Below are 26,865 nucleotides of genomic sequence, written 5' to 3'. Positions count from 1 at the left end.
CGGGTCTCGTCGAGGTCTTTGACGTGAATCGCGAGGTGGAAGAGGGATTTCATAAGGGAATACTCCGGTTGCCGGGATGGCGCCGGACCCGTGTCCGGGCGCGTGGTGGTGCATGGATTGCTCAATCCGTAGGCATCGTAAAGAGGCGGATCGGTGCGCCCTAAAGCGCTGGCGCGGCCCGCAGGGCACCACGTGCGGCCCCGCCGCCTGCCGCTGGGGAATGCGATTGTCCGCGCCATACCAATTACTTAGGGTCAGCCCGCCTGCGCGCAGGAGGCCACAGGCGCGCGGTCATACCCTGCCACAATATAATCTGTGTTTATAATTATACTATCAGTATAATCTTCATTTCTATTGCCCTGCCTAGGGTCCGCCGTCTTTTTGAACCTATCCGACGCCTCCCCGGATCACATCAAAAACGAACCAACCCAACACGGAGCTCCTCATGAAACGAACCGGTTTCCTTCTTTCCGCAGCCTTCGCCGCGCTGGCGATCCCGGCTTCTGCCGAAGGCTATAAGGTCGCTCTCGACGGCACCTTCGCCCCCCACGCCATGCCCAGCCTGTCGGGCGGTGTCGAGGGCTTCAACATCGATCTGGCAGCGGCCATCGGCGAAAAGCTCGGCACCGAAGTCGAAGTGACCGCGGCGCAGTTCTCGGGTCTGATCCCGGCGCTGCAGGCGGGCACCTATGACTTCCTCGTCGCCCCGACCACCGTCACCGCAGAGCGCGCGTCGAACCTGCTCTTCTCCGAGGGCTTCATGGACACCAACTTTGCCTTCACTGTCCCCGCGGGGACAGAGGCGATGGAGGGGCTCGACGCCTTCAAGGGCAAGACCATCGCGGTCAACAAAGGCTCGGTCTATGAATCCTTCCTGACCGAGAAGGCCGAGGAATACGGCTGGGAAGTCGTCGCCTATGGCACCAACACCGATGCGGTCGAAGCCGTGGCCACCGGCCGTGCCGACGCCAACCTTGCCGGTGCCACCGTTTCGGCATGGGCAGCGAAGCAGAACCCGCGCATCGATCTCAGCTACGAATACCCCACCGGCCTCGTCTGGGCCTTCCCGTTCCGCAAGGACGACGTGGAAACCCGCAACAAGATCGACGCCGTGCTGGAATGCCTGAAGACCGATGGCACCATGGTCGCCCTGTCCGAAAAGTGGTTCGGCGTGACCCCGACCGAGGGCACCACCATCGTCACCCCGACCCCCGGCTACGGCACCCCCGGTTTCGACGGCTACGACGAAGCCGAACATGAGGTCTCCTGCGACTTCTGATCGCTGACTTCGCTCCCTGACATCTCCGGGCGGGGCGCCCGCCGTCCCGCCCGTTCATCGAAAGTTTACGCATGCACGCAGCCCCCTCTTCCTCCTCTGCCAAGGTCCACCAAAGACCGATGCTCGAGATCAACCAGCTCGAGAAGAGCTTTGGCGACACGCAGGTCCTGACCTCCATCGACCTGAGCGTGAAACCGGGCGAACTGGTCTTCGTGATCGGCCCCTCGGGGTCGGGCAAATCCACCATGCTGCGCTGCTGCAACCGGCTCGAAGAGCCGACCTCGGGCAGCATCCTGCTCGACGGAGAACATGTCACCGACTGCCACGGACGCGCGCTCGACAAGATGCGGCTGAAGATCGGCATGGTGTTCCAGGGCTTCCACCTCTACCCGCATAAATCGGTGCTGGCGAATGTCATGCTGGCGCAGGTCAAGGCGCTGAAACGCTCCAAGCCCGAGGCCAAGGCCCGCGCCATGGAGATGCTCGAACACGTCGGGCTGGCGCATAAGGCCGACGCCATGCCGACCGAGCTGTCGGGCGGCCAGCAGCAGCGCGTCGCCATCGCCCGCGCACTGGCGCTCGATCCCAAGGTCATGCTGTTCGACGAGCCCACCTCGGCGCTCGATCCCGAACTGGTGGGCTCGGTGCTGAAGGTGATGAAACAGTTGCGCGACGAGGGCATGACCATGGTCGTGGTCAGCCACGAGATGGACTTCGCCCGCGAGGCCGCGGACCGCGTGGTCTTCATGGACGGCGGCGTGGTGGTCGAGGCGGGCACCCCCGACGAGATCTTCGGGAACCCCAAGTCCGACCGGCTGCGCGCCTTCCTCTCCCGCCTGCATCCGACGAGCGCCGCATGAGATTTATCGAGACATTCTTCAACGGCGCGGTGATGGCAAAATACCTGCCGGACCTCGCCTCGGCCATCGTCACCACGCTCTGGCTGAGCGCTGTGATCGTGGTGGGCGGTCTGCTGCTGGGGCTGGCGCTGGCCTGCCTACGCACGCTGGGACGCTGGTATCTCAACATCCCCATCGTCGCCTTCGCCGACATCGGCCGCGCACTGCCGCCGCTCGTCGTGATCCTGATCTTCTACTTCGGCCTGCCGGGCCTCGGCATCAACCTGTCCGGCCCGATGGTCCTGATCCTCGTGCTGGGCGGCGTGCTCGCCGCCTTCGCCGAAGAGATTTTCTGGGCTGGTCTCACCGCCGTCTCCAAGGGCCAATGGGAAGCCGGGCGCGCCACGGGCCTCAGCTTTGCGCAGACGCTGTTCGAGATCGCGCTGCCGCAGGCCATCCGCCTTGGCATCCCGCCGCTGGTCAACCGCGCGCTGGCGATCACCAAGATGACCGCGCTCGGCTCGGTGATCGGGGTGAAGGAAATCCTCGCGGTCTCGTCCTCGGCACAGAGCTTCTCGGGCTCGGCCACGCCGCTGACCATGGCCGCGCTCGCCTATCTCGCGATCTTCCTGCCGGTGGTCATCCTCTCGCGCCTCCTCGAGAAGCGCTACGCCTGGTCTGTGTAAGGGGCGCATCATGAGCAATTTCATCGACCTCTTCTTCAACCTCGACATCATGGGTCAGGCCTGGCCGCTGCTGCTTAAGGGTCTGATCATCACGCTGAAACTCTGCGCGGTGGTCATCGGCCTGGGCCTCATCGGCGGGCTCTTCCTTGCCCTTGGCGCGCTGTCGCCGCGGCGCTGGCTGAAATGGCCCTCGGTGGGGTTCATCGACCTCTTCCGCGCGGTGCCGCCGCTGGTGCTGCTGATCTTCGTCTACTCGGGCCTGCCCTTCGCCGGGTTGGAACTGAGCCCCTTCCTCGCGGTGGTCATCGCCTTCTTCCTCAACAACTCGGCCTATTTCGCCGAGGTGTTCCGGGCGGGCATCCAGTCGGTGCCCAAGGGCCAGACCGAAGCCGCCCGCGCCACGGGCCTCAGCCAAGCTCAGACGCAGGTCTATGTGATCCTGCCGCAGGCCGTGCGCAACGTGCTGCCCGACCTGCTTTCGAACACCGTCGAGGTGGTGAAGCTCACCTCGCTCGCCTCGGTCGTCTCCCTTTCCGAGCTGCTCTACTCGGCCAATATGGCCCGCTCGGTCACCTATAACTCCTCGCCGCTCATCCTCGCTGCGCTGATCTACCTCGCGATCCTCTGGCCGCTCGTGCGCCTGATCTCTCGGTACCAGCGCGGGCTGGCGGTGCACTGAACGTCCCTGAAAGGAAACTCCCATGACGAAGATGATTATCGGCGGCGCCCAGATCGGCGGCATCCAGAAGGACGAGACCCGCGAAGAGGTCGTCGCCCGGATGGTCGCCCTGATGGAGCAGGCGCACGAGAAGGGTGTGAAATACCTCGTCTACCCCGAGATGACGCTGACCACTTTCTTCCCGCGCTTCTACGTCGAGGACCGCGCCGAGTTCGACCATTGGTTCGAAAGCCAGATGCCCAACCCCGCCGTGCAGCCGCTCTTTGACAAGGCGCGCGAATACGGCATGGGCTTCACCTTCGGCTATTGCGAGCTGACGCCGGAAGGGGACCACTTCAACACCTCGATCATCGTCTCCCCCGAGGGCGAGATCGTGCTGAAGTACCGCAAGACCCACCTGCCCGGCCATTCCGAGTTCGAGCCCGAGCGCACCCACCAGCACCTTGAAAAGCGCTACTTCCTGCCCGGCGACACCGGCTTTGGCGTGGTCAAGAACCAAGGCGTGGTCATGGGCATGGCGATCTGCAACGATCGCCGCTGGCCCGAGACTTGGCGCGTGCTCGGCCTCCAGGGCGTGCAGCTGGTGACCATCGGCTACAACACCCCCAGCCAGAACAACCTCTCGGCCGAGGAAGGCATCGAGCGGCGCATGTACCACCACGAGCTGTCGGTCTGCGCGGGCGCCTATCAGAACTCGACCTACGCGGTGGCGGTGGCCAAATGCGGCATGGAAGACGGCAACCACATGTTCGCCGGGTCGATCATCGTGGACCCCGACGGCTTCGTCGTGGCAAAGGCGGAAGGCGAAGGCGACGAGCTGATCGTGCATGAGGCGGATTTCGCCAAATGCGACTTCGGCAAGTCCACCGTGTTCAACTTCGCGGCGCACCGCCGGATCGAGCACTACGGGCTGATCGCCGAGCAGACCGGCGTGAAAGTGCCGGAATAAGACCGGAATAACAAAAGCGCCGGGGCTCTGTCCCGGCGCCCGTCCCCGCGGGGACAGACGGATAGGCCGCCAGCGGCGGCACGCAAGGAGAGATCAGATGCAATTCGATACGGTGATCCACGGCGGCATGATCGCGACCGCCGATTACACGGCCAAGGGCGACATCGGCATCAAGGATGGCCGCATCGTCGCGGTGGCCGAGACCCTCGCCGGGGGCGAGCGCCGGATCGACGCGGGTGGGCGCATCGTCATGCCCGGCGGCATCGAGGCGCATGCCCATATCGCGCAGGAAAGCTCTTCGGGCGTGATGACTGCCGACGATTACCTTTCGGGCTCGATCTCGGCAGCCTACGGCGGCAACTCGTCGTTCATCCCCTTCGCGGCGCAGCAGCGCGGCCAGTCGGTCGATGACGTCATTGCCACCTATGACGCCCGCGCCGCCCGCTCGGTGATCGACTATTCGTATCACCTGATCATCTCCGACCCGAAGCCCGAGGTGCTGGAAGACCAGCTGCCCCGCGCCTTCGCCCGCGGCATCACCTCCTTCAAGGTCTTCATGACCTATGACCTGATGAATCTCGGCGATGGCGGCATGCTCGACATCCTCACCGTCGCGCGCGAGCACGGCGCGATCACCATGGTCCATGCCGAGAACAACGACATGGTCAAATGGATGAACCGCCAGCTGGCCGATAAGGGCCTCACCGCGCCCAAGTATCACGCCGTCTCGCGCCCCGAACTGGCCGAGCAGGAGGCGATCAACCGCGCCATCCAACTGGCCAAGCTGGTGGATGCGCCGCTGTTCATCGTGCACGTCTCGACCGAGGGCGGTGCCGAGATCGTCCGGCGCGAGAAATTCAATGGCGCCAAGCTCTTCGCCGAGACCTGCCCGCAGTATCTCGCGCTCACCCGCCAAGACCTCGACCGCCCCGGCATGGAAGGGGCGAAATACATCTGCTCGCCGCCGCTGCGCGATGCGCAGACCCAAGACGCGCTCTGGCACCACATCGCGCAGGGCACCTTCGAGAGCGTCAGCTCGGACCACGCTCCCTACCGTTTCGACGAGACCGGCAAGTTCCTGAACGGCAAGGATATTCCCTATCCGAAGATTGCCAACGGCATGCCCGGCATCGCCGCGCGCCTGCCCTATCTCTTCTCTGAAGGGGTGGTGAAGGGCCGGATCACGCTCGAGCAGTTCGTGGCGCTCTCGTCCACCAACGCCGCCAAGACCTTCGGCTGCGCCACCAAGGGCCGGATCGCGCCGGGGATGGATGCCGATATCGCCATCTGGAACCCCGAAGAGCGCGTCACCGTGACCGCTGCCGACCAGCACGACAACATGGATTACACGCCCTTCGAGGGCATGGAGATCACCGGCAAGCCCGAGATCGTGATGAACCGCGGCGCGGTGATCGTCGAGCATGGCGAGCTGAAGGCCAAGGAAGGCCAGGGCCGTTTCGTCGCCCGCCAGCCGGTCGATCTGCGCGGCAAGCCCGGCTACACCGCCAAGGAGCTTGATCCTTCGCAGAACTTCGGCGCGGTGCTGCGCTGATGGGCCCGATCCTGATCATCAACCCCAACTCCGCCGCCAGCGTCACGCAGGGCATCCGAGAGGCCATCACGCATCTCGCCCCCGCGCAGGGCCCGGCTTTCGAGGTCACCGATCTGCCCGCCTCCCCAGCGACGATCATGACCGCCGAAGACGTGGCGCGCGCCGGGCTCGGGTTCGCCGAAGCGGCGCAGGCGCGGCCCGATGCGGCGGCCTATGTCTCCGCCTGTTTCTCGGACCCGGGCGTCGAGCTCACCCGGACGCTGGTCAAACAGCCGGTGATCGGCGTGCAGGAGGCGGGCATTCTCACCGCCATGGCGCGCGCCGATCTCTTTGGCATCATCGCGCTGGCCCCCGGCTCGGTCGCCCGCCACCGGGTGAAAATTCGCGCCATGGGCGTCGAAAGCCGCCTCGCCGCCGAACTGGCCCTGCCCGGCGTCTCCGCCGAAGCCTCGGGCCGCGACCCGGAGGTCTATGGCATGTGCGTCACCCTTGGCCGCGAACTGGCCGAGAAAGGCGCGGGCGCGGTGGTGCTGGGCTGTGCTGGCATGGCGCCGATCCGCGCCAAGCTGGAGCGCGACATTGGCATCGCGGTGATCGACCCGGTGCAGGCAGGCGCCGCCATGGCGCTGGGTCTGGTCGGGGCGCCTGAATGAGCAGCGTCGACGGGCTGCCGGAGGTCTCGCTGCGGCTGCTCGAGATTTTTGCCGCGATGATGCGCTGCGCCACCACGGTCGAGGCCGCGGAACAACTGCGCATCTCGCAGCCCGCGGTCTCTGCCGGGCTGCGGCAGCTGGAGTCGCAGCTGGGTCTGACGCTGTTCGAACGCACCGGCCGCCGCCTGCAGCCCACCGCCGAGGCGAAATCGCTCTACGACGAGATCCGCCCGGTGTTCAGCCTGATGCGCGGCTTCTCGCAGCGCGCCCGTGACATGAAGCTGGGCATGGCCGGTCGCCTGAAGGTGATCGCCACCCCGCCGCTTGGCTATTCCGTGGCCCCGGTCGCGCTGCGCCGCTTTCTCGATGCGCGCCCGGATGTCTCGGTCGCTTTCGACGTGCGGCGGCTCGAACAGGTCAAGGACGCGGTGCAGAGCGGACAGGCCGACATCGGCCTCGCCATCGACCACGACCGGCAACCCGCGGTGAACGTCGACGTGCTGCAGCGCGCGCATATGGTCGCGCTGGTGCCCAAGAACAGCGCGCTCGCCGCCAAGCCGCATCTCACCGCGCTCGATCTGCAGGATCAGCCGCTGGTCGGGCTGGAGACCGCCTCGAACCTCGGGCAGTTGGTGCGCAAGGCCTATGAGCAGGTCGGCGCGGTCTACGCGCCGCGCATCGAGGTGCGCTATTGTGCCACCGCCACGGCGCTGGCCGCGCAGCACCTCGGGGTGACCGTGGTCGATCCCTATTCGGCCACCACCCATGCCTCGGACGGGCTGGTGTGCAAACCCTTCCTGCCCGCCTGCGAGGTGAAAGCGGTGATGTATACCCGCCGCGGCGTGCCCTACTCGGGGCTGCTGCACAGCTTCATGTCGGACCTGCGCGCCGCCTTTGCCGACAGCGACCTGCTGATTGCCGAGCCGCCGCAGCGGGCGTGATGCTACCAATGCGCCGCTGACCGGGATAGGATTGCGCAAAACGACCTGACAGGCGCAATCCCATGCTCGATTCCTACGATCGCAAGATACTCTCCCTTCTGCAGCGCAACTCCGAGATGGCGGTGGCCGAGATCGCCGCTGAGATCGGGCTGACCACCACCCCCTGCTGGCGCCGCATCCGCAAGCTCGAGGAGCGCGGCTATTTCAAGCGCCGCGTGGTGCTGCTGGACGAAGAGAAGCTCAACGTCGGCGTGTCGGTTTTCATGGCGATCCGCACCAACCAGCACAGCCGCGAGTGGGCCCGCGCCTTTGTCAAAGCCGCCGAGAGCATCCCCGAGATCGTCGATATCTTCCGGCTGGCGGGCGAGACCGATTACATGCTGCGCGTCGTGGTGCCCGACATCGCCACCTACGACAGGGTCTACCAGCGGCTGATCGACAAGGTGGAGATCCACGATGTCTCGTCGATGTTCGCCATGGAGACGATCAAGTCGAGCACCGAACTGCCGCTGGACTACGCCTGAGACAAGACGAGACGCGCCACCGGCCCGGAATCAAGGCCGAAGGCCGCCGGGCGAGCGGTCGTCCATTGTGGCGCCATCGGTTCGAGCCCGATGGACGACGCCGTCCCGGCGGGCAGGCGCTTTGTCATCTACGCTCCGGCGATCAATGTTGATCGGACTTGGCAGGTATTAAGCGCAGACCTCAAACGGATCTGGCGCCACCCCACGGGCAGGCGCTCGTCCGGCTCCGCACCTTGTGACCCCAGCTCACGCCGCGCTGGCAGAGAAGATCGCCCTTCCGGCGTCGACCTCATAGCCGTCCACATGGGCCACCGCATCGCGTGACAGCGTCGCGACGCTCTGCAGGATGAAGTCGACCTCGGCCTCGCTCATCAGCACCGACAGATTGAGCCGCACGAAACCGGGCTTTTCCAACTCATGCCCCGACAGGATGCGGTCCCGGACATCGGCGGCGCTCTGTGCGTCATAGCCCAGCAGGCGCAGCACATAGGGTCCGGCGCAGGCGCAGCCGCCGCGGGCCTGAATGCCGAAACGGTCGCTCGGCATCTTGGTCGCCAGCTGCTGGTGGATGTAGCCACCGCGCGGATCGCGCAGCCGGAAAGACAGCACCGGGATCCGCGCGGGCTCGGTGTTGCCGAGCAGTTCTATCCCCGGCGCGCCCTGCCACGCGGCGATGGCGCGGGCGGCAAGCTCGGCATTGCGCTGCGCCATATGGGCCGCGCCGATCTCTTCCTTGACGATCACCGCCAGCGCCGCGCGGATGTCGCCCACGACATTGGGCGTGCCCGCCTCTTCGCGCGCCTCCAGCGCGGCCGAATAATCATGCCCCTCGGACGACACGAAGCGCACGGTGCCGCCGCCGACCCATGTGGGCCGGTCCGAGACCACCGCATCGCGGCGCAGCACCAGCACGCCCGAAGCGCCCGGCCCGCCGATGAACTTATGCGGCGAGAACACCAGCGCGTCGATCTCGGCGCCGCCGGGCGTCATACCCATCGGCAGGTAAGGCCCGCCGCCGGCGTAATCCCAGACCATCAGCGCGCCCGCCGCTTTGACCCGCGCCGTCAGCCCTTCCACATCGGCGATGATCCCCGAGACATTCGATGCCGCCGAGAAGGCGCAAATCACCCTCTCGTAGGCCGGGGCATCGGCAAGCGCCGTGTCCAGCGCCGCAAGATCGGGGCCGCCGCGCGGGTCCTCGGGCAGCTCAATCACCTCCGCGCCGCTCTCGCGCCACGGCAGAATGTTGGAGTGATGCTCATAAGGGCCGATGATCACTTTCACCCGGCCCTGATCGGCGCCCAGCAGACGCACCAGCCGGTTGATCCCCGCCGTGGCGCCGCTGCCCGCGAAGATCACCGCATGCGCCTCGGCGCTGGCGCCGCAATGGGCGGCGATCGTGGTACGGGCGGCGCTCCGCAGCCGGGTCATATAGCCGCCGCAGAAAGACGCCTCGGTGTGGCTATTGGCGTAATAGGGCAGCACCTGCTCGAGCATGAACATCTCGAGCGTCCGCAGCGCCCGCCCCGAAGCCACGTAATCGGCGTAGACCAGAGGCTTGGGCCCGAACGGCCCGTCGATCATCGCGCCCTTGCCCACCAGATCTTGCCCCATCTGGGGCGCCGCGGGCAGCGACGCGCGGAACGAGGACAGCAGGGCGGCGGGATCGGGGAGGGGCATGGGAGGTCTCTTTGGTCTTGTGGGTCTGGGCGAGGTCTGGAGGCGCAGTGACGCGCTGCGCAGAGGCTACCAGCCGAGACCCGAAGCGGGTTTCCATTTTTTGCGGTGTCTGGGAGACTGTGTAGTATATGTTACTACTTTTATTGCGATTAAGTAGAATTTTATTCTTCTTATGATCGCCATCTGGCAAACTCCCTCCAATCCACCCATCGCTGCGCGTGTGGCGCAGGCCGCGATATGCGTATTTGGAAAGAGAAGAAGATGGCGGGGATCCGCGCCGGGGGTGCCCGGCGGGCGGCGCGGGTTGCGCGGGGCGCGGCGGCGGCCTAGGTACGGGGCACCGGCGCGGGGTCCGCAGCGTCCGCCGTGGCCGGTCCTTCCCGATTTTCAGAGACACGAGTGATGCAAAGCCCTCCCGAGCCCGAAGGCGCCGCCGCCGCGCCGCCTCCCGACCACGCCGCCCGCAACCGTCTGGTGATCCTGCTGCTGCTGGTCTCGGCCTTCACCGTGATCCTCAACGAGACGATCATGGGCGTGGCGCTGCCGCGGCTGATGACCGACCTTGGGATCACCGCCAATGCCGCGCAATGGCTGACCACCGCCTTTTTGCTGACCATGGCCGTGGTGATCCCGATCACCGGCTTCCTGCTGCAGCGGCTGAACACGCGCACGGTGTTCCTGATGGCCATGGGGCTTTTCAGCACCGGCACGCTGATCTGCGCGCTGGCGCCGGGGCTGGGGATGCTGATCGCCGGGCGCGTCGTGCAGGCCTGCGGCACGGCGATCATGATGCCGCTGCTGATGACCACGGTGATGACGCTGGTGCCGCCCGAGAGCCGCGGCAAGACCATGGGCAATATCTCGATCGTGATCTCTGTGGCCCCGGCGATCGGGCCGACGATCTCGGGGGTGATCCTTGCGGTGCTCGACTGGCGCTGGATGTTCTGGCTGGTGCTGCCCATCGGGCTGGCGGCGCTGGCGCTGGGATACGCACGGCTGCAGAATGTCACCGAGCCGCGCAAGGCACCGCTCGATCTGATCTCGGTGCCGCTTTCGGCGCTGAGCTTCGGCGGGCTGGTCTACGGGCTTTCGGCGCTTGGCGAAGGCCACGGCAGCGGCGGCGCGGTGCCGCCCTGGCTGCCGCTGGCGGGCGGCGCCTTGGTGCTGGTGATCTTCGTGCTGCGCCAGTTGCGGCTGGGACCGCAGGGCCGGGCGCTGCTCGACCTGCGCACCTTCCGGGTGAAGGTGTTTACCGTCGCCGTGATCATGATGGCGTTTTGCATGATGTCGCTCTTCGGGATGATCATCCTGCTGCCGATCTACATGCAGAACGTGCTGGGCATGGAGCCGCTGGAGGCCGGTCTGCTGCTGCTGCCGGGCGGGCTCTTGATGGGGCTGATGGCGCCCTTCGTGGGGCGCACCTTCGACCGCGTCGGCGCGCGCAAGCTGGTCATTCCCGGCGCGGTCTTTGTCTGCGCGGGGCTGGGGGCGATGGCGACGCTGGGGCTGCAGAGCGCGGTCTGGCAGGTGCTGGCCTGCCATGTGATCCTCAGCATCGGGCTGGCGCTTCTCTTCACGCCGCTCTTCACCTCCTCGCTGGGCTCGCTGCCGAAGGACCTTTATTCCTACGGCTCGGCGGTGATCGGCACGGTGCAGCAGGTGGCGGGCGCGGCGGGGATCGCGCTTTTCGTCTCGATCATGTCGATCCGCATCGGCAGCGAGATGGCCAGCGGCGCGAGCCTCACCGAAGCCACCGCCGCCGGGGTGCAGGCCGGGTTCCTGACCGGCGCGCTGATCTCGCTGGTGATGATCGGCGCCAGCTTCTTTGTGCGGCGCCCGCCCGACATGCGGCCGGATGCCTGACGCCTAAAGCAACGCGCGCCGCGCTCAGCCGTGGCGCGCGATATAGCCTTCGATCAGTTCGACCTCTTCGGTGGAGCCGAAGATCACCGGGCAGAAGCCATGCGGGGTTTCGGCCACCAGATCGAGGATGCGGCGGCGCCCGTCGGTGGCGCGCCCGCCCGCCTGCTCGACCATGAAGGCGATGGGGATCGCCTCATAGGCCAGCCGCAGCCGCCCCTGCTCATAGCCCTTGCGGCTGTCCTGCGGATAAAGAAACGCCCCGCCCTTGAGCATGATGCGGTGCAGATCGCCCACCGCCGCCGCCAGCCAGCGCATGTTGAAGCTCTTGCCGCGCGGCCCGTCCGTGCCCGCCCGCAGATCCTGCGCATAGGCCTGCAGCCCCGGCCCCCAGTGGTATTCGTTCGAGGCGTTATAGGCGATCATCGAGGTTGTCGGCTTCAGCCGGATGTTCTCGGAGGCGATGCGGAAATCGCCGAGCGCGCGGTCAAGCGTGGCGATATGCACGCCGTCGCCCAGCGACCATGCGAAATCCACCGAATGGCCAAAGCAAGCATAGCCCGCCGCCACCGCCTCGGAGCCCGCGCGGCGGAAGCTGCCGTCGCCCGCCGGGTAGATGACGAAGAGCATCCCTAGCAGCGCGCAGATGCCGATCGAGCCCGAGCCGTCGATCGGGTCGATGGCCAGATCGTAATCGCCCGAAGGATCCAGCGTGACCACCTCTTCGGCCTCTTCCGACAGCACGTGGCGGATGTTGCAGCCCTGAAGCGCCTTCAGCATGTGCTCATGCGCGCCCACGTCCAGCGCCTTCTGCGCGTCGCCGCTTTCGTTGTCGCCGACGATCTGCGCCGGGTTGCCGGGCAGCAGCCCCGCCGCCAGCCGGTCGGCGATGGGCAGCAGCGCATCGGCGATATGGCGCACGATGCGGCCCGCGCCGTCGTCGGGCAGGCGGTCGTGCAGCGCGTCGCCGGTGGTGCAATGGTCGGTGGGGAGGGTCAGCATCTGGGGTCGTCCTGTGGCAATCCGTGCGCCAATTCTGCACACGCTTCAGGGATGTAGCGCCGATGCGGCAAAAGGAACAGGCTCTGCTGCGTGCAAGGGTCAGGCCAGCGGCATATCGTTCTGCGCGGCGCTGACCAGCAGGCGCGCGCAGTCCCGCGCCCGCGCAAGGATCGGGCCGGCCACATGGCGGGGCAGCGAAGCGGCCAGCGGGGTGATCTCGCGCAGCGCAGGCGCGGCGCGCCGCGCCAGTTCGGCCAGCGCCTCGCGGGCAAAGAACTCGGGGCATCCGGCATCCACGGCGCTTTGCACAAAGTGCCGCGGGTGCAGCTGATCCATGCGGTACTTGCGGCTGCGCCCCGCCGACATCGCCATCTGGTACTGCGCGTTGCGCAGCGCCCCCGCCGCATGGGCCGGGGCCGCGCTGAGGATGTCGTAGAGCGGCGTCAGCCGGTAGCCGCGCGGCTCGTGGAACAGGCTGAAGTTCTTGGCGTGGCCATCGGTGGCGCCGATCATCCAGAAAAACAGCTGCGCCTTGAGGAAGAGTTTCTGGTCGCCGCGCGGATCCTGCGCGCCGGCCAGCAGCCGGTAGCAATCGCCCGCCGAGGGCCCGCCGTCGCTCTGGTACTTCAGCGTCGAGGGCAGCCCCAGCGCCTGCAGGAAATCCTCTTGCGGCAAGCGCAGGTAGCGCCCCTGCCCCGCGTTCCAATCGCCCTGCCAGAGCCGGTCGAAGCGCGCCACCACCAGCGCCCGCTCGGCACCGAAGCGCGCCATCTCGACCTGCGGCACGTCGAACCCCAGCGCGCCCGCCAGCCGCATGCACAGAAACTCGTTCTCGACGCTGTCGGACATGTCGATGCCCTGCTGCAGCGCCCCCATGGGCCGCTTGAAGATATGGCTGGTGGGGGTCAGCCCCTCGGGACGGCACCACGCGCCGCCCTGCCGCAGATAGGCGGTCTTTTCCTGCGCCCCGGCCAGCGAGATGCGGAAGGCCTCGTCCCGGCCCAGCCCCAGCGGCGCGCGCCCCAGCCCCGAGAGCGCCGCCGCGATCTCGGCCTCGGTCTGCGGCACGGCGTGCAGGGCAAAGGCATCGCCCGGCGCCGTGCCCTCGGGCAGGAACTGCAGCGCGCCGACGCAGTCGCGCCCGATGGCGGCCAGCAGCGCATGCGGATCGGTGCCCGCCGCCCCGGTGCGTTCGGCGATGAGGCGGCGCAGATCGGGGCTGTCGGGCAGCAGGTTCTCGAACACCGCGATCACCTGCGGGCCGCGCTGCGCGCCGTCGCGCAGCGGCAGGGCGCGGGAGATTTGCAGCCCGACCTCTTGGGTCCACTGCGGATCATAGGTGAAGCTCACCGCGCCATCGGGCGCCTTGGAATAAAGTCCGACGCGGCGCCCGTTCATATGCACGTCGAGCCCGCGCCGCAGCGGTTTGCGGCCCATCAGAACAGATCCTCGATCCGCCGCGGCTGACGCGCCAGTTCGGCGGCGGGATCGTCGAGCGCGCGCGGCGCCAGCAGCGCGTCCAGTTCCAGCGCCGCGAGCAGCGCCAGAACGGTGCTCAGCTTGGGGTCGGTGTCGCCGGTCTCGATCTTCGAGACGTGATGGGTGACCAGCCCCGCCCGTCGGCCCAGTTCCGCCTGCGTCCAGCCGCGGGCATTGCGCGCCGCGCGGATCGCCGCGCCAAAGCCGTGGGCGTCGCGGATCGGGGTGAGGGACTGGGGCATGACGGGCTCCGGGCGGCGTGAGGACCGCCCGAGCATACATCAGAGTGTATATTTATCCAATATGCTCTGGGGTGTATTTTTAGTATTTATGTGCTGTAGGGTATATACGGTGAATATACGCTGCAACATAAACGTGCACCCTATTGGATGGTGATCTCGACGCGCTGGCTCTCGCCGGTGGAGCCGGGGATCTTCAGGTAGTACTGACCGGGCTTGATCGCGAGGAACTCGATCTCCATCTCGCCCGCCTCGTCGAACTCGACGCTCTCGAGGCCATAGGGGCGGATCTCGAGCCCGTTGATCACCACCTCATTGACCCAGATCGCGCGGAAGAAGCCCGGCCCCTCCAGCCCCAACTCACCGGTGCCATCGGCCTCGATCTCCAGCTCGTACATCATGCCCGACTTGAGCGTGATCGGCCCCTCGGCCAGCGGCTTGCCCACCGACAGAGTGATCTCGGGCATCTCCTCGGAATTGGTGTTCGAGAGGATCCCGGCAAAGCCGTATTCATGCGCGGCGGCGGGCAGCGCCCCAAAGCTCAGGGCCGAAAGGCTCAGCGCCGCGGCAATGACAAAGCTCTTCATGATCGACTGTCTCCTTCAGATGAGATGTGGACCCAGCGTGGCGGGCTGGCCCTTGAGTTCGAGGACGCGGTCGGCGAGGCGGTCTGCCTCGGCCCGCGCATGGGTGACGAGGATGGTGGCCGGGCGCTGCTCGGCGATCAGCGCCTCGGTCAGCTGCAGCATCGCCTCGGCCAGATCGGGATCGAGCGAGACGAAGGGCTCATCCATGATCAGCAGAGCGGGCTTCCCGGCAAAGGCGCGCGCCAGCGCCAGACGGCGCTGCTGGCCAAGCGACAGGCTGCGCGGAAAGGCATCGTAGCGCCCTTCGAGGCCCACCCGGTCGAGCGCGGCGCGGGCGTCCTTTTCGGCCAGTGACGGATGGACCAGCGTGAGGTTCTGCAGCGCGCTGCGCCACGGCAGCAGCACCGGCTCCTGAAACACCATCGCCATCTCGGCGGGGCGGGTGATCTCGCCCTCGAAATAAGGATCAAGCCCGGCGACGATGCGCAGCACGGTGGATTTGCCGATGCCCGAGGGCCCGACCAGCGCCACCGTCTCGCCGCGCGCCACGGTGAAGCCGAGGTTGCGCAGCACCTCGGCGCTGCCGAAGCGTTTGGAGCGGATATCGACGCGCACGGCGGCAGGCTCCGAAAGCTTGGGATGCAAGGGCACCACGCGGCGCTCCTCGGGCGCGCAGCGCAGGCTCATTGCACCGCCGCGAAGAGGCCGTCCGGCACGCGATCCGCCTGACCGACCAGTTCCTCCCCGCCAAGCTGCGACATCAGCGCCAGCAGCTTGCCCGCGGCCTCGGCATCCACCGCACCGCGCGCGGGCACACCGGCGATCCAGTCGCTGCGCAGCTGCTCGAACTGCGCGTCGCTTTGCGCGTTCATCTGCGGGCGGACCGCCTCCCATGCGGCGGGATCGTCCGACAGCATCTGCTTGGCGTCGCGGCTGGCCTCATAGAAGGCCTGCGCCAGACCCTCGTGCTGCGCCAGAAACTCCTCCTTGAAGTAATACCCCAGCAGCGGCACGTCGGGATCGAGCCCCAGCGCCTCTGCCGCAGTCTCGACCGAGATCAGCTCGCGCATCCCCGCCGCCTTCATCTTGGCAAGGAAGTGCCAGAAGTTGATCGCCCCGGCGTAATCCCCCGAGAGGCCCGATTTGAACACCAGCGGCGGCGCGCCATAGACCTGCTCGGTCTGCGCGGCGAGGTCCATGCCGTATTCCTGCTGCGCGAAGGCGCGCAGGATCAGCCAGGATTTGTCGAGCGGCCCCCCGGCGATGCCGATCTTGCCGCCTTCGAGGTCGGCGAGCGTTTCCACATCCGAGCCCTCGGGCACCACCAGCCCGCCGACTGCGCGCGAATAGGGCACGACCACATAATCCTTGCCCGCGGCGCGCTGGCGGGCGACCCAGATCCAGTCGGCCACCGCCATATCGGCCTCGCCGCCCTCTACCGCGAGGCGCGTGGCGCCATTGTCGGCATAGGGCACCATCTCGAGCCGGAAGCCGTGCTTCTTGTCGAGCCCCTGCTCGGTGATCGTCGACAACTCCCAATTGACCGTGCCGATCTTCAGCACGGCGGCGCGGATCACCGGCAATTCCTGCGCAGCGGCGCCGAAGGCGGTCACGCATCCCAGCGCCAGTACGGTCAGAAATCTTTTCATCGTCTCTCCTCCCCTAAGGGCCGACCGGCCCCGCATGTCCGCAAGCACCGCTTGGCCCCGCAATCGCCAAAGGGTCTCCTCTCCCCTTGGCCCGGCGAGATCGCCGCGCAGCCTGTTACTCCGGCGTGATCGCCACGCCCCAGGGCTGCTGGCCCACCTGCACCGACTTTACCGCCTTCTCGGCGGCCACGTCGATAATCGTGATGTCGTTGGAATTGCCGTTGGTGGTCACAAGGAACTCTTCGCCCGGCGTGAAGGCCATCTGCCACACCCGCTGGCCCACCATGATGTAGTCGGTGACCTCAAGGCTCGCGCCGTCGATCACCGCCACGCGGTTCGCCGGTCCCAGCGCCACGAAGATGCGGCTGCCGTCGGAGGTCGCCTTCACCCCCACCGGCTGCAGCCATTCGGGCAGCACGCCGGGCACCTCGAAGCCGATCTTCTGGCTCAGCGTCGGCGTGCCGTCCTCGGCGATGTCGATGACGCTGACCGTGCCGCCGATCTCGGAACTGACGAAAAGCCGCGTGCCGTCGGCGGTGTATTCGGCGTAGCGCGGGCGCTGATCGACGAGGATATTGTGCTTGATCGCGTAATCCTCGGTCGAGATGAAATGCGCCATATTGGTGGTTTCCGAGGTGTTCACCACCCACTTGTGGTCGGGCGAGATCGCCATGCCCTCGGGCTCCACCCCCACCGGCACTTCGGCAAGGATCGTATGGGTCTGGGTGTCGGTCACGGTGACGAGATTGTCGTCCTCATTGGCGATGTAGAGCGGGCTGCCCGAGCGATCGAGCACGAAAAGCTCGGGGTCCGGGCCAGAGGGCAGCGTGTAAAGCTCCTCATAGGTTTCGGTGTCGAAGACCCGCACCGTGTCGTCATCCGAGGCGCAGACATAAAGCAACGTGCCGTCGGGCGAGAGGGTGATGCCGCGCGGGCGGTTGCCGCCCGAGAACTCGGTGATCACCTCCCAGCTTTCGGTATCGACCACGGTGATCGTATTGCCGCGCTCGTTCGACACGAAGGCCTTGCCCGCATAGGCACCGCTGGCGACGAGGCAGAGCGCGGCGGAAAGCATGAGATGTTTCATCGGTGTCCTCATTCGAAAGCCGTGCAATCGGATTCAGGGCGGTCGAGCCCCAGCGTGTCGAGCGGCGAGACCTGATGCAGGAAGCCCTCCTGCGGGCTGACGCTGACGGTGATGCGGTCGTCATAAAGCAGGATCGGCTGGCGCAGCTGGCCGTTCCAGTTGCGGAAGGTCACCTTCTGGCCCTTGAAGGCGGCCAGCTCGAAGGCGTCCGACAGGATGTACTCTTCCAAGGTGGCGGGATCGTTGCTGCCGGTGCGGGTCACCGCCTCGCCCAGCACGCGCAGCGCAAGCCATGTGTTGTAATCGCCGGGCATCACCTGCCGCCGCGCCAGTTTCTCGAACCGGGTCTGGAACTGCGTCGCGCCCCAAGCCTCATGCGCGCCATGCATGGTGACCGGGCGCAACCCGGCGCTGCCCATCACCGGGCGCGGCGTCCAGAGGTGATAGGGCAGATAGGCGGCGAAATAATCCGAAGCGTCGGCGGCGATCACCACGTCATGCTCGGGCAGGCGCTGCAGGAAGGTGGGCAACTGGCGCTGCACCAGCACATGGCCTGAATCGGTGCGGCGGGTGCCGCCGGTGTCCTCGAACTCGCGCTCCTCGACGATCTTCGCGCCGAACTTGCGGGCGGCGCGGCGGTAGGCCTCGGCCAGCGCGCGATCTTCGGGGTTCGAGCCACTGACCAGCACCCAGCGCGGCCATTTCTTCCAGATCGCGAATTGCGCCACCGCATCGGCGGCCATCGCGTCCGAAGGGGCGACATGCAGCAGGTTGGCGCGGCAGTCCGCGCCGCGCAGCGTCACCTCGGGCGCGGCGGCGTTGACCACCAGAGCGCCCGCCTCGGCGGCGCGACCCGCAAGCGCCAGCATCTCCTCGCCCCGCGCATCCACCACGATGTAGCGGATGCCCGACGCCAGCATCTCCTCGAGCGCGGCAAGCGCCTCCTCGGGCGCGGCGGCGGCGGTCACCGTCTCGTAGCTGTGGCCCATGAAAGCGCCGGTGGTGGCATTGTCCTCATCCGCCAGTTGCGCCCCGGCGAAATCCAGATCCTCGGCCCGCAGGTCGTAGCGCGAGATCGGCAGCAGCGCCGGGTAGTCCACCCGCAGCACCCCGGCCTTCACCTCGACCGCCTGCGCCACCGGCGCCCATAGCGCCAGCGCCGCCGCGGCCAGCAGCGGCATCGCTCGTGTCAGCACGTTCTCCTCCCATGCCCGCCTGTTTTGGTCGGGCTTGCGCCACTTTGCCCCTCCGAAGGCAAGGCGGTGAACCGATACTTTCGGTTCGGTTGCGAGGACCAGCGTAACGGCGGCACGATTACCTGCGACTCTTAATTTCTAAGAAGGCAGCGATGCTTATCCGCACCCTGATCCTGCTCAGCCTGCTCTGCAGCCCGGCCCTTGCCGGCGGCAAGGTGGCGTTTTTCGGGATCACCTTTCTCGACAGCTCGCTGCAGACCGCCGAACTGGGGCAGGACCCGGCAGAGCTGGCGCGGATTGCCATGCTCGAGCAGATGGTTGCCGACCGGTTCAGCGCCGAGGGTTTTGATCTGCTGGACCTCGCGCCGGTGGCCGAAGAGCGCGCGCGCATCGTCAACCCGGCCAAATGCTACGGCTGCGACGCGCGCATGGCGAGCAAACTGGGGGCCGACTATGCGCTGGTGGGCGAGGTGCAGAAAGTGTCGAACCTGATCCTGTCGATGAACCTGCAGTTGCGCGATCCAAAGACGGGGCAGACCGTGCGCGGCCGGGTCGTCGATATAAGGTCCAACACCGACGAGAGCTGGCGCCGCGGGATGGATTACATCCTGCGCACCGGCATTTTCACGGGGACTTTTACCGGGGATTTCCCCGAGAGTTCCAAGCCCGAGAATTCCAAGGAGGAGAGCAAATGAAACGACGCAACCTGCTGATCGCGGGGGCGGCGCTGGCGCTGATGCCCGCCGCCGCCATCGCGCATGGGCCGACCCGGCAGAAAGTCACCGTGACCACCGAGGTCGCCGCCGAGCCCGCCGAGGTCTGGGCCGCCATCGGCGATTTTCAGGACATGACCTGGCACCCCGCCATCCTCTCGAACTCCGGCGAGGGCGGCAATGAAATCGACGCCACGCGCGAGCTTTATCTCTCGGATCAGGGTGCCGAGGGACCGATGATCTCGGAGGTGCTTTACAAGTACAGCGACGAGAAAATGTCCTACAGCTACCGCATCACCGATGTCGCGGTGGAGGTGCTGCCGGTGACCAACTACTCGTCGCATCTGACGGTGAAACCGCGGGAGGGCGGCGGGTCCGAGGTCGAATGGCGCGGCGCCTTCTACCGTGGCTATCCCAACAACGACCCGCCCGAGAACCTCAACGACGAGGCCGCGATCGCGGCGGTGACCGGGGTCTATGAGGCCGGGATGAAGGCGCTGGTCGAGCGGTTCGGTGCGCCCTCTTCGTGATCTCGCGCGCGGTGCGGCGCTGGCTTTCTGGGCCGGTGCCGCGCCGGGCGTCGCCGCCGCCGATCTTGCCTATGTCACCTGCCAGAACGGTGAGGCGGTCAGCGTGCTCGACCTTTCCACCGGCAGTGAGGTCGCGCGCTGGTCCCTGCCCGGCAAACCGGCGGGCATCGCCGTGGCGGCAGACGGGCGGGTCTATACCGTGGCCCCCGATGCCAAGACCGTGCGCCGCCATGGCAAGGACGGCACGGTAGAGGCCGAGGTGCAGCTTGACGGCGGCCCGATGGGCGCGGCGCATGACGCGGCGCGCGGGCGGCTTTTCGTGTCGGACTGGTACAACGCGCGGCTCTGGGTGCTGGACGACATGACGCTCGAGCCGCAGGCCGAGCTTAAAGCAGGTGCCGCCCCCGCCGGGCTGGCGCTGTCGCCGGATGGCCGCTGGCTTGCCGCCGCCGAGCGCGATGCCGACCGGGTGAGCCTTTACGATGCCGAGACGCTGGTGCTGGCCCGCACCGCCGCGGTGGGCACCCGCCCCTTCGGCCTTGGCTTCGCGCCGGACGGGCGGCTTTTCGTGGGCAACGTCGGCAGCGACGACGTGACGGTGATCGCGCCCGCCTCGGGCGAGGTGCTGGCGACGGTTCCCGTGGGCGCGCGCCCCTATGGTGTGGCCTTCGCGGCGGGCCGCGCCTTTGTCACCAACCAATACGCGGGTACGCTCAGCGTGATCGCGCTACCCGACCTCGCGCCGCTGGCGGAGCTGCCGGTGGGCGAATACCCCGAGGGGATCGCCGCCACCTCGGACGGGCGCATCGCCGTGGCCAACTGGTTCGACAACACGCTCAGCCTGATCGACGCCGAGACGCTGGAATGGATCCGCGACATCGACACCGCCGACGGGCCGCGCGCCTTCGGCGCCTTCGTCCTGCAAACCGCAGACTGATGCCGCTGCGTCATGGGGCCGAGTCATGGGACTGGACGCGCCCGCCCGCGTTGCGCATAGCTTTGTGACCACAATCAGCCGAGGACCCCAGCCGCCATGACCGATACCGCCCCCCTGCCCCGCGATCTCTACCTCGAAGACATCGCCGTCGGGGACCGTTTCGTCAGCGGCACCCACGCGCTGGACGCGGCGCAGATCAAGGCCTTTGCCGCCGATTACGACCCGCAGCCCTTCCACCTCGACGAAGAGGCGGCCAAAGACAGCCTGTTCGGAGGGCTGGCCGCCAGCGGCTGGCACACGGCGGCGATCACCATGAAGCTTTTCGTGTCGTCGGTGCCTTTCGCCAAGGGGCTGATCGGTGCCGGGGTCGAGGTGACATGGCCCAAGCCGACCCGCGCGGATGACGTGCTGCATGTGGAAAGCACGATCACCGAGATCAAACCCTCGCGCTCGCGCCCCGGTCGGGCGATGGTCTCGGTCGAGACGCTGACGCTGAACCAGCACGGCGAGACCCGGCAGCGGCTGCTGTCGCGCATGGTGATGTTCGGGCGCGACGATCAGGGCTGATCGCCTGCCCACAGATCACTGCCGCGGCGTGACCCGCTCCAGCGGGTAGCCTGCCGCGGCCCACCCGTCTGTCCCCTCGGGCAGCCAGTAAACCTCTGCATATCCTTCGGCCAAGGCGCGTTTGGCGGCGTTCCAGCTCATCCAGCACTCGGCGAGGCAGAAGATCAGCAACGGATGCGCCCTGTCGCCGCCGGTGACCGCCGCCAGCCCGTCGCGAAAGTACTGCGCGTCGACCTCGGCCAAGGCGCCATAGCCGGTGTTGGGCAGCCAGACGGCCCCCGGAATGCTGTCGCGCGGCTTGGCGCGCCAGACCGTGCCCTCGGGCAGATTGTCGGGCTTCGGCGGTTGCGGCAGCACATCGACAAAGGCAACCTCGCCCGATAGCCACAAGCCGTGCGCCTCATCCGCATCCACCACCTGCGCCCCCGCCAGCGTCTCTGGCACCGGCGCGCGATAGGCCTCCATCCGGTAGCCTTCGGGCTCGGGCACCTGCTGCGCGAGGGCCAGCGCTGGCAGCAGCATCAGCACCGCCGCCAGAGCCTTCATTGCGACACCGAGATCACCTGCTCGCCCATGTCCGACACGAGGGGCACCCCGGCCTCGATCAGCAGCGCATCGATCTCGGCCTGATTGCGGCGGATCAGCGAATTGAGCTGGCGCTGCCAGACCTTCTCGCCCTGCCGCACCCCCATGGTGATGCGATAGAACAGCTTTGGCGCGCCCGCCTCATGGATCAGCGGCACCACCTTCAGCCCCGGATGGTCGCGCTTGACCAGCGGTCCGGCGATCGGCCCCCAAAGCACCGCGGCGTCGATCTCGCCCGCCTCGAGGTCGGTCAGCATGTCGTCCGCCGGGCTGTCATGGCGCCGGTCGACCACCAGCTGATAGGGCCGCGCCTTTCCGATGAGCCCATTGCGCGCCATATGCGTCGCGGGCGGCGATCCGGCGATCACCCCCAGCTTCAGCCCCTGCAGCGCCGGGTCCGACAGTTGCGTCACATCGGCAAGGTCACCGTCGGCAGGCACCACCAGCACATAGGCCGAGGTCATGTAGTGGTTGGTGTTGAGCACCAGCTCATGGCCCTGCGCGTAGCCCATCACCACGTCGCATTTCCCGGCCTTGAGCGTCTGGCGGATAAAGCCGGTGGCCATGGGAAACCACGTATAGCTGACGGATCGTTCGAGCTTGCTGGCGATCAGCTCGGCCAGCCTGTTCTCATAGCCCGATCCGTCCTCCATCGACATCGGATCATTGGCGGGATCGGCGCAGACCCTCAGATGCGTCTTGGAGACGAGATCCGAGGTCTGCGCCGCGCCCGGCCCCGCATGGGAGGCAAGCAGGGCCACCAGCGCCGCGATGAGGATGCGGCGCTTTTCCTCAGCCCATGCAGGCATTTTCCATCTCGGTGAAAGTGTCACTCTTGGGCTCCTTCTTGGCCGGACGACCACGGTCGATCGCGCCCGATCCATGTGCCTTGAGGTAGGTGTAGATGTCGTCGAGGTAGCACATCACGTTGGGGTTGGTGCCAAAGGCGGGCATCACCGAGTTTTCGGCCGCGCCGACCTTTTTGCGTCCGTTCACCACCGTGTCGACGAAATCGTAGTAATCCATCTCGATCGCCGAGTTCTTCAGCGCCGGCGCATAGGTCGAGCCCTCGCCATCGGGGCCGTGGCAGACGTGGCATTCGGCGTGATAGCGGCGGAACCCCGAGAAGGTCGGCCAGTCCACCGCACCCTCATCGGTGATGTTGAAGGTCGGAATGCCATCCTCGGTGTAATAGCGGCCGCCTTCCTCGTAATCGACGGCGATATTGGGATCGTCCATCGAGACGTTGGCGGCATTGAGCGCCCCCGCCATCGGGAAGGCCGCAAGCAGGCCAGCGGCGGCAAGGAGGGTAAGCTTTGGGGTCATGGCATATGGGTCCTGAAACTGTCTTTCGGAGGGATGCGCCGGCGAAAGCTCTGCTCTCGCCGGCGCCCTTCACGGCTGCGGATCACTCGGGCAGAGCGAAGACCGTCAGCTGGCCGCCAAGCGCGGTGTAGTCGGACAGGGCCGAATAGCCGCCGACCGCGCCGAGACCGTCGTTGGGGTTGGTCAGGCCTGCGGCAAGACCGATGCCGGCCCAGCCCCCGACACCCGACAGGATGCCGACGTACTGCTTGCCGTCATGCTCGTAGGTCATCACGTTGCCGATGATCCCCGAGGGCGTCTTGAAGCGATAGAGCTCGTCGCCGGTCTCTGAATCGACCGCCTTCAGATAGCCCTCGAGCGTGCCGTAGAAGACCACGTCACCCGCGGTGGCCAGAGCGCCCGACCAGACCGAGAACTGCTCGGGGATCGACCATTTGATCTCGCCCGCGATATTGTCCCACGCGATGAAGTTGCCCATGCCGCCATGGCTGTCGGGCGCCGGATACATCGCCAGCGTCGCGCCCACATAGGGCTGACCGGCGGTGTAGCTTACGCGGAACGGTTCGTAGTCCATGCAGACGTGGTTGGTCGGCACGTAGAACAGTTCTGTCTTCGGCGAATAGGACGCCGGCTGCTGGTCCTTGGAGCCAAGCGCCGCCGGACAGATGCCGGTCGAGTTCACATCCTCGCCGTTCTGCTCGGTGGAATACTCGGCCACGACCGCCGGACGGCCATAGGTCTCGGACTCCGGGTCCATGTCGACGCCGGTGGTCCAGTTCACCGCCGGGTCGTATTTCTCGGCCACCAGAAGCTCGCCGCTGATCCGGTCCATCGTATAGGCCAGACCATTGCGGTCGAAGTGGGTCAGCAGCTTGCGCGCCTCGCCGTCCATCTCCTGATCCGTGAGGATCATTTCGTTGATGCCGTCGTAGTCCCACTCGTCATGCGGGGTCATCTGGTAGACCCATTTGGCCATGCCGTCGTCGGGGTCACGCGCCATCACGGTCATCGACCAGCGGTTGTCGCCCGGGCGCTGCGCCGGGTTCCAGGTCGAGGGGTTGCCGGTGCCGTAGTAGATCAGGTCGGCCTCGGGATCATAGGAATACCAGCCCCAAGTGGTGCCGCCGCCGATCATCCACTGATCGCCTTCCCATGTGTTGGTGCCCGAATCCGCGCCCACCGGTTTGCCCAGATGGGTGGTGTTTTCCGGGTCCATCAGGATGTCTTCGTCCGGACCCATGGAATAGGCGCGCCATTCCTGCTCGCCGGTCTCCATGTTGTAGGCAGTGACCGAGCCGCGCACGCCAAACTCGCCGCCCGAGATGCCGACGATCACCTTGTCCTTCACCGGCATCACGGTGGCGGTGTTGGTCTCGCCCTTCGCGGCGTCGCCGTTCATCACCTCCCAGAGCACTTCGCCGGTCTCGGCGCTGAGCGCCACGACCTTGGTGTCGGCCTGATGCAGGAAGATCTTGCCATCGGCATAGGCGACACCGCGGTTCACCGTGTCGCAGCACATCACCGGAATGACGTCAGGATCCTGCTTCGGCTCATAGCGCCATTTGATCTTGCCGTCTTCTTTGAGGTCGAGCGCATAGACGATGTTCGGGAACGGTGTGTGCACGAACATCGTGTCCCCGACCACCAGCGGCGAGCCCTCATGGCCGCGCAGCACGCCGGTGGAGAACGTCCATGCCACCTGCAGGTCGCCGACGTTGTCCTTGTTGATCTTGTCCAGCTCGGAATAGCGCTGGTTTGCATAATCGCCCGTCTGGATCGCCCATTGCGCGGGATTGTCCATCTGGGTCATGAGGTCGTCATTCGCCATCGCCATGGACGCGGCGCATAGGGCCACGCCAGACGTCAGTAGCAGCCGTCTCTTCATTTCCTTCTCCCTTGGTATGGCGACGCATGCCGCCTCGTTGTCCCGCGGGGTCCGCCTTGCGGCGCCAGAGACCTCGTGGGCTCATCCGGGTTTGGCGATCCTCCTCCCGCCGCCCCCGGAATTCCGTTCAGCGGCTCACGAGCCGCCCGCTTCAAAACCGGACAGATAGGCGATCACGTCAGCGCGATCCTCTTCCTTGCGCAGCCCGGCAAAGGACATCTTGGTGCCCTTGGCATAATCCCGCGGCTTCTCGAGAAAGGCCGACAGGTCCTCGGCGGTCCAGCTGCCCTTCTCGGCGGCCAGCTCGGTCAGCGCGTCGGAATAGTCAAAGCCCTCTTCCGCCGCGATCTCGCGGCCGACGATGCCATTCAGCACCGGGCCGACCCGGTTCTCGGCATCGGCGCCGACCATGTGGCAGGCCTTGCACTTGCGAAACACCTTCTCGCCCGCGTCGGCGTCGCCTTCCATGTCGGCAAGCGCGGCGCCTCCCGAAAGCGTCACCATCAGCGCGGCTGCGAGCATTCTTTGAAACATGCCTTGTCTCCTCCTTCTGGGCCGGGGCTCAGGCAAGCCGGGCCGCATGCCAGGCGACGTGGTCGCCGGCGAATGTGTTCACGAAAAAATACGAATGGTCGTAGCCGGGCTGCATCCGCAGCACCCCCGGCTGACGCCGCTTTGTCATCGCCCCGGCCAGCGCCTCGGGCTTCAGCAGGTCGAGGAACTGGTCGCGCGCCCCCTGATCCACGAGGATCTCTCCCTTCCAGCCGCGCTCCTCCATCAGCAGCGTGGAATCATGCCCCGCCCAACAGCCCTCGTCGTCGCCGAGATAGGCCGAGAGCTGTTTGCGCCCCCAGTCCGACTGGGTTGGATGGGCAATCGGCGCAAAGGCCGACAGGCTGTCGTAGAGATCGGGGTTGCGCATCGCCAGCGTCAGCGCGCCATGCCCGCCCATGGAATGGCCGGTGATGCCATGACGCGCGCCGATCCCCTCCATGCCAGATACGAGCCCGCGCAGCTCGTCGGTGATGTAGTCGTACATGCGGTAATGCGGCTTCCACGGCTCGCGCTTGGCGTTGACGTAAAACCCCGCGCCCTGCCCCAGATCATAGGCTTCGTCATCGGCCACCTGCGGCCCGCGCGGCGAGGTGTCGGGAAACACCACCGCCAGCCCGTGCAGCGACGCATGCTCCTGAAAACCGCCCTTGGTCATCGCGTTCTCATGCGTGCAGGTCAGCCCCGAGAGATACCACAGCACCGGCACCGGTCCGGCCTCGGCCTGCGGCGGCAGATAGACCGCGAAGGTCATGTCGCAGCCGCAGGCCTCCGAGCCGTGCCGGTAGACGGTCTGCCGCCCGCCGAAGCTGATGTTTTCCGCCACAACCTCCATGTCTCAGAACTCGACCACCGCGCGGATCGACTTGCCCTCATGCATGAGATCGAA

At 66.6% G+C, this 26,865-nt stretch carries 29 protein-coding genes; 14 read left to right on the top strand and 15 right to left on the bottom strand.

Annotated features, from left to right (window positions below; genetic code table 11):
- The first annotated feature begins 445 nt into the window (after positions 1 to 445).
- The 9 genes from G0A00_RS24565 (at position 446) to G0A00_RS24525 (ending at position 8,102) form a co-directional block, all read left to right on the top strand.
- Positions 446 to 1,279: a transporter substrate-binding domain-containing protein gene (locus G0A00_RS24565; protein WP_164184920.1), complete on the top strand. Its 834-nt coding sequence runs from the start codon at positions 446 to 448 to the stop codon at positions 1,277 to 1,279.
- 119 nt (positions 1,280 to 1,398) lie between these two features.
- Positions 1,399 to 2,139 carry an amino acid ABC transporter ATP-binding protein gene (locus G0A00_RS24560; protein ID WP_066111793.1) on the top strand — a complete coding sequence of 247 codons (741 nt, stop codon included), beginning with the start codon at positions 1,399 to 1,401 and terminating at the stop codon, positions 2,137 to 2,139.
- The gene (locus tag G0A00_RS24555) at positions 2,136 to 2,804 is read left to right on the top strand and encodes an amino acid ABC transporter permease (protein ID WP_164184922.1); all 669 of its coding nucleotides are present in this window, start codon (positions 2,136 to 2,138) and stop codon (positions 2,802 to 2,804) included. Before G0A00_RS24560 ends, G0A00_RS24555 begins: the two co-directional genes overlap by 4 nt.
- Before the next feature lie 10 nt (positions 2,805 to 2,814).
- Positions 2,815 to 3,483 carry an amino acid ABC transporter permease gene (locus G0A00_RS24550; RefSeq protein ID WP_066111787.1) on the top strand — a complete coding sequence of 223 codons (669 nt, stop codon included), beginning with the start codon at positions 2,815 to 2,817 and terminating at the stop codon, positions 3,481 to 3,483.
- 22 nt (positions 3,484 to 3,505) lie between these two features.
- Positions 3,506 to 4,432: an N-carbamoyl-D-amino-acid hydrolase gene (locus tag G0A00_RS24545; protein WP_164184924.1), complete on the top strand. Its 927-nt coding sequence runs from the start codon at positions 3,506 to 3,508 to the stop codon at positions 4,430 to 4,432.
- A gap of 97 nt (positions 4,433 to 4,529) precedes the next feature.
- Positions 4,530 to 5,984 (top strand): dihydropyrimidinase, encoded by a 1,455-nt coding sequence (gene hydA / locus G0A00_RS24540; protein ID WP_164184925.1) that lies wholly within the window; start codon positions 4,530 to 4,532, stop codon positions 5,982 to 5,984.
- Entirely contained in the window at positions 5,984 to 6,637 is a 654-nt protein-coding gene (locus tag G0A00_RS24535) for an aspartate/glutamate racemase family protein (protein WP_164184926.1), read from the top strand. The genes hydA and G0A00_RS24535 overlap by 1 nt, the downstream gene beginning before the upstream one ends.
- A complete protein-coding gene (locus tag G0A00_RS24530) occupies positions 6,634 to 7,578 on the top strand; it encodes a LysR family transcriptional regulator (RefSeq protein WP_164184928.1) in 945 nt (314 codons plus the stop codon). Before G0A00_RS24535 ends, G0A00_RS24530 begins: the two co-directional genes overlap by 4 nt.
- Positions 7,579 to 7,640: 62 nt before the next feature.
- Positions 7,641 to 8,102, top strand: a complete 462-nt coding sequence (locus G0A00_RS24525; protein ID WP_066111777.1) for an Lrp/AsnC family transcriptional regulator — start codon at positions 7,641 to 7,643, stop codon at positions 8,100 to 8,102.
- 246 nt (positions 8,103 to 8,348) lie between these two features.
- Here G0A00_RS24525 and G0A00_RS24520 read toward each other — a convergent pair whose 3' ends face one another.
- Positions 8,349 to 9,782, bottom strand: coding sequence for an aminotransferase class V-fold PLP-dependent enzyme (locus tag G0A00_RS24520; protein WP_164184930.1), 1,434 nt, complete (start codon positions 9,780 to 9,782; stop codon positions 8,349 to 8,351).
- Positions 9,783 to 10,184: 402 nt separating this feature from the next.
- Here G0A00_RS24520 and G0A00_RS24515 point away from each other — a divergent pair, with 402 nt between their 5' ends.
- A complete protein-coding gene (locus tag G0A00_RS24515) occupies positions 10,185 to 11,645 on the top strand; it encodes an MDR family MFS transporter (RefSeq protein WP_164184931.1) in 1,461 nt (486 codons plus the stop codon).
- A 24-nt stretch (positions 11,646 to 11,669) separates the two neighbouring features.
- On the opposite strand, the gene G0A00_RS24510 is transcribed toward G0A00_RS24515, so the two are convergent.
- From G0A00_RS24510 to G0A00_RS24475, 8 genes are all read right to left on the bottom strand, one after another.
- On the bottom strand, positions 11,670 to 12,644 hold the full coding sequence (locus tag G0A00_RS24510; protein ID WP_066111771.1) for a class 1 fructose-bisphosphatase: 975 nt from the start codon (positions 12,642 to 12,644) through the stop codon (positions 11,670 to 11,672).
- A 99-nt stretch (positions 12,645 to 12,743) separates the two neighbouring features.
- Positions 12,744 to 14,081, bottom strand: coding sequence for a HipA domain-containing protein (locus G0A00_RS24505; RefSeq protein WP_164184933.1), 1,338 nt, complete (start codon positions 14,079 to 14,081; stop codon positions 12,744 to 12,746).
- Entirely contained in the window at positions 14,081 to 14,365 is a 285-nt protein-coding gene (locus G0A00_RS24500) for a helix-turn-helix transcriptional regulator (RefSeq protein WP_066111767.1), read from the bottom strand. Before G0A00_RS24500 ends, G0A00_RS24505 begins: the two co-directional genes overlap by 1 nt.
- A 140-nt stretch (positions 14,366 to 14,505) precedes the next feature.
- Entirely contained in the window at positions 14,506 to 14,949 is a 444-nt protein-coding gene (locus tag G0A00_RS24495; protein ID WP_164184934.1) for a hypothetical protein, read from the bottom strand.
- 15 nt (positions 14,950 to 14,964) lie between these two features.
- Positions 14,965 to 15,636: an ABC transporter ATP-binding protein gene (locus tag G0A00_RS24490; RefSeq protein ID WP_164184936.1), complete on the bottom strand. Its 672-nt coding sequence runs from the start codon at positions 15,634 to 15,636 to the stop codon at positions 14,965 to 14,967.
- Positions 15,633 to 16,598, bottom strand: coding sequence for an ABC transporter substrate-binding protein (locus tag G0A00_RS24485; RefSeq protein ID WP_164184938.1), 966 nt, complete (start codon positions 16,596 to 16,598; stop codon positions 15,633 to 15,635). The genes G0A00_RS24490 and G0A00_RS24485 overlap by 4 nt, the downstream gene beginning before the upstream one ends.
- A gap of 115 nt (positions 16,599 to 16,713) precedes the next feature.
- Positions 16,714 to 17,685 carry a YVTN family beta-propeller repeat protein gene (locus tag G0A00_RS24480; protein WP_164184940.1) on the bottom strand — a complete coding sequence of 324 codons (972 nt, stop codon included), beginning with the start codon at positions 17,683 to 17,685 and terminating at the stop codon, positions 16,714 to 16,716.
- An 8-nt stretch (positions 17,686 to 17,693) separates the two neighbouring features.
- Entirely contained in the window at positions 17,694 to 18,866 is a 1,173-nt protein-coding gene (locus G0A00_RS24475; RefSeq protein ID WP_164184961.1) for an ABC transporter substrate-binding protein, read from the bottom strand.
- Positions 18,867 to 19,033: 167 nt separating this feature from the next.
- On the opposite strand from G0A00_RS24475, the gene G0A00_RS24470 reads away from it, so the two are divergent.
- The 4 genes from G0A00_RS24470 (at position 19,034) to G0A00_RS24455 (ending at position 21,628) form a co-directional block, all read left to right on the top strand.
- Positions 19,034 to 19,576: a DUF3280 domain-containing protein gene (locus tag G0A00_RS24470; protein WP_203595506.1), complete on the top strand. Its 543-nt coding sequence runs from the start codon at positions 19,034 to 19,036 to the stop codon at positions 19,574 to 19,576.
- Positions 19,573 to 20,124 carry an SRPBCC family protein gene (locus G0A00_RS24465; protein ID WP_164184942.1) on the top strand — a complete coding sequence of 184 codons (552 nt, stop codon included), beginning with the start codon at positions 19,573 to 19,575 and terminating at the stop codon, positions 20,122 to 20,124. The genes G0A00_RS24470 and G0A00_RS24465 overlap by 4 nt, the downstream gene beginning before the upstream one ends.
- Positions 20,108 to 21,061: a YncE family protein gene (locus tag G0A00_RS24460; RefSeq protein ID WP_164184945.1), complete on the top strand. Its 954-nt coding sequence runs from the start codon at positions 20,108 to 20,110 to the stop codon at positions 21,059 to 21,061. The genes G0A00_RS24465 and G0A00_RS24460 overlap by 17 nt, the downstream gene beginning before the upstream one ends.
- A 96-nt stretch (positions 21,062 to 21,157) precedes the next feature.
- The gene (locus G0A00_RS24455) at positions 21,158 to 21,628 is read left to right on the top strand and encodes a MaoC family dehydratase (RefSeq protein ID WP_164184947.1); all 471 of its coding nucleotides are present in this window, start codon (positions 21,158 to 21,160) and stop codon (positions 21,626 to 21,628) included.
- A 15-nt stretch (positions 21,629 to 21,643) separates the two neighbouring features.
- On the opposite strand, the gene G0A00_RS24450 is transcribed toward G0A00_RS24455, so the two are convergent.
- From G0A00_RS24450 to fghA, 6 genes are all read right to left on the bottom strand, one after another.
- A complete protein-coding gene (locus tag G0A00_RS24450) occupies positions 21,644 to 22,174 on the bottom strand; it encodes a PQQ-dependent catabolism-associated CXXCW motif protein (protein ID WP_164184948.1) in 531 nt (176 codons plus the stop codon).
- Complete coding sequence (locus tag G0A00_RS24445) at positions 22,171 to 23,022, bottom strand: substrate-binding domain-containing protein (RefSeq protein WP_164184950.1); 852 nt, start codon at positions 23,020 to 23,022, stop codon at positions 22,171 to 22,173. The genes G0A00_RS24450 and G0A00_RS24445 overlap by 4 nt, the downstream gene beginning before the upstream one ends.
- Entirely contained in the window at positions 23,006 to 23,452 is a 447-nt protein-coding gene (locus G0A00_RS24440; protein ID WP_304610781.1) for a c-type cytochrome, methanol metabolism-related, read from the bottom strand. Before G0A00_RS24440 ends, G0A00_RS24445 begins: the two co-directional genes overlap by 17 nt.
- Positions 23,453 to 23,621: 169 nt before the next feature.
- Positions 23,622 to 25,424 (bottom strand): methanol/ethanol family PQQ-dependent dehydrogenase, encoded by a 1,803-nt coding sequence (locus G0A00_RS24435; protein ID WP_066111745.1) that lies wholly within the window; start codon positions 25,422 to 25,424, stop codon positions 23,622 to 23,624.
- 135 nt (positions 25,425 to 25,559) lie between these two features.
- Complete coding sequence (locus G0A00_RS24430; RefSeq protein ID WP_164184954.1) at positions 25,560 to 25,958, bottom strand: cytochrome c family protein; 399 nt, start codon at positions 25,956 to 25,958, stop codon at positions 25,560 to 25,562.
- 28 nt (positions 25,959 to 25,986) lie between these two features.
- The gene (fghA, locus tag G0A00_RS24425; protein ID WP_164184957.1) at positions 25,987 to 26,811 is read right to left on the bottom strand and encodes an S-formylglutathione hydrolase; all 825 of its coding nucleotides are present in this window, start codon (positions 26,809 to 26,811) and stop codon (positions 25,987 to 25,989) included.
- Positions 26,812 to 26,865: the final 54 nt, after the last annotated feature.

The organism is Salipiger sp. PrR002 (assembly GCF_010500775.1).
Lineage (GTDB): Bacteria > Pseudomonadota > Alphaproteobacteria > Rhodobacterales > Rhodobacteraceae > Salipiger.
This window is presented reverse-complemented; position numbering and strand designations above follow the sequence as displayed.

Bases quoted from the DNA above. Each gene is read 5' to 3' on its own strand.
- G0A00_RS24455 (WP_164184947.1), top strand. From the start codon at position 21,158: ATGACCGATACCGCCCCCCTGCCCCGCGATCTCTACCTCGAAGACATC.
- G0A00_RS24465 (WP_164184942.1), top strand. From the start codon at position 19,573: ATGAAACGACGCAACCTGCTGATCGCGGGGGCGGCGCTGGCGCTGATG.
- G0A00_RS24450 (WP_164184948.1), bottom strand. From the start codon at position 22,174: ATGAAGGCTCTGGCGGCGGTGCTGATGCTGCTGCCAGCGCTGGCCCTC.
- G0A00_RS24560 (WP_066111793.1), top strand. From the start codon at position 1,399: ATGCTCGAGATCAACCAGCTCGAGAAGAGCTTTGGCGACACGCAGGTC.
- G0A00_RS24445 (WP_164184950.1), bottom strand. From the start codon at position 23,022: ATGCCTGCATGGGCTGAGGAAAAGCGCCGCATCCTCATCGCGGCGCTG.
- fghA (WP_164184957.1), bottom strand. From the start codon at position 26,811: ATGGAGGTTGTGGCGGAAAACATCAGCTTCGGCGGGCGGCAGACCGTC.
- G0A00_RS24545 (WP_164184924.1), top strand. From the start codon at position 3,506: ATGACGAAGATGATTATCGGCGGCGCCCAGATCGGCGGCATCCAGAAG.
- G0A00_RS24515 (WP_164184931.1), top strand. From the start codon at position 10,185: ATGCAAAGCCCTCCCGAGCCCGAAGGCGCCGCCGCCGCGCCGCCTCCC.
- G0A00_RS24475 (WP_164184961.1), bottom strand. From the start codon at position 18,866: ATGCCGCTGCTGGCCGCGGCGGCGCTGGCGCTATGGGCGCCGGTGGCG.
- G0A00_RS24430 (WP_164184954.1), bottom strand. From the start codon at position 25,958: ATGTTTCAAAGAATGCTCGCAGCCGCGCTGATGGTGACGCTTTCGGGA.
- G0A00_RS24555 (WP_164184922.1), top strand. From the start codon at position 2,136: ATGAGATTTATCGAGACATTCTTCAACGGCGCGGTGATGGCAAAATAC.
- G0A00_RS24520 (WP_164184930.1), bottom strand. From the start codon at position 9,782: ATGCCCCTCCCCGATCCCGCCGCCCTGCTGTCCTCGTTCCGCGCGTCG.
- G0A00_RS24480 (WP_164184940.1), bottom strand. From the start codon at position 17,685: ATGAAACATCTCATGCTTTCCGCCGCGCTCTGCCTCGTCGCCAGCGGT.
- G0A00_RS24500 (WP_066111767.1), bottom strand. From the start codon at position 14,365: ATGCCCCAGTCCCTCACCCCGATCCGCGACGCCCACGGCTTTGGCGCG.
- G0A00_RS24435 (WP_066111745.1), bottom strand. From the start codon at position 25,424: ATGAAGAGACGGCTGCTACTGACGTCTGGCGTGGCCCTATGCGCCGCG.
- G0A00_RS24470 (WP_203595506.1), top strand. From the start codon at position 19,034: ATGCTTATCCGCACCCTGATCCTGCTCAGCCTGCTCTGCAGCCCGGCC.
- G0A00_RS24565 (WP_164184920.1), top strand. From the start codon at position 446: ATGAAACGAACCGGTTTCCTTCTTTCCGCAGCCTTCGCCGCGCTGGCG.
- G0A00_RS24510 (WP_066111771.1), bottom strand. From the start codon at position 12,644: ATGCTGACCCTCCCCACCGACCATTGCACCACCGGCGACGCGCTGCAC.
- G0A00_RS24530 (WP_164184928.1), top strand. From the start codon at position 6,634: ATGAGCAGCGTCGACGGGCTGCCGGAGGTCTCGCTGCGGCTGCTCGAG.
- G0A00_RS24495 (WP_164184934.1), bottom strand. From the start codon at position 14,949: ATGAAGAGCTTTGTCATTGCCGCGGCGCTGAGCCTTTCGGCCCTGAGC.
- G0A00_RS24440 (WP_304610781.1), bottom strand. From the start codon at position 23,452: ATGGACGATCCCAATATCGCCGTCGATTACGAGGAAGGCGGCCGCTAT.
- G0A00_RS24485 (WP_164184938.1), bottom strand. From the start codon at position 16,598: ATGAAAAGATTTCTGACCGTACTGGCGCTGGGATGCGTGACCGCCTTC.
- hydA (WP_164184925.1), top strand. From the start codon at position 4,530: ATGCAATTCGATACGGTGATCCACGGCGGCATGATCGCGACCGCCGAT.
- G0A00_RS24535 (WP_164184926.1), top strand. From the start codon at position 5,984: ATGGGCCCGATCCTGATCATCAACCCCAACTCCGCCGCCAGCGTCACG.
- G0A00_RS24505 (WP_164184933.1), bottom strand. From the start codon at position 14,081: ATGGGCCGCAAACCGCTGCGGCGCGGGCTCGACGTGCATATGAACGGG.
- G0A00_RS24525 (WP_066111777.1), top strand. From the start codon at position 7,641: ATGCTCGATTCCTACGATCGCAAGATACTCTCCCTTCTGCAGCGCAAC.
- G0A00_RS24490 (WP_164184936.1), bottom strand. From the start codon at position 15,636: ATGAGCCTGCGCTGCGCGCCCGAGGAGCGCCGCGTGGTGCCCTTGCAT.
- G0A00_RS24550 (WP_066111787.1), top strand. From the start codon at position 2,815: ATGAGCAATTTCATCGACCTCTTCTTCAACCTCGACATCATGGGTCAG.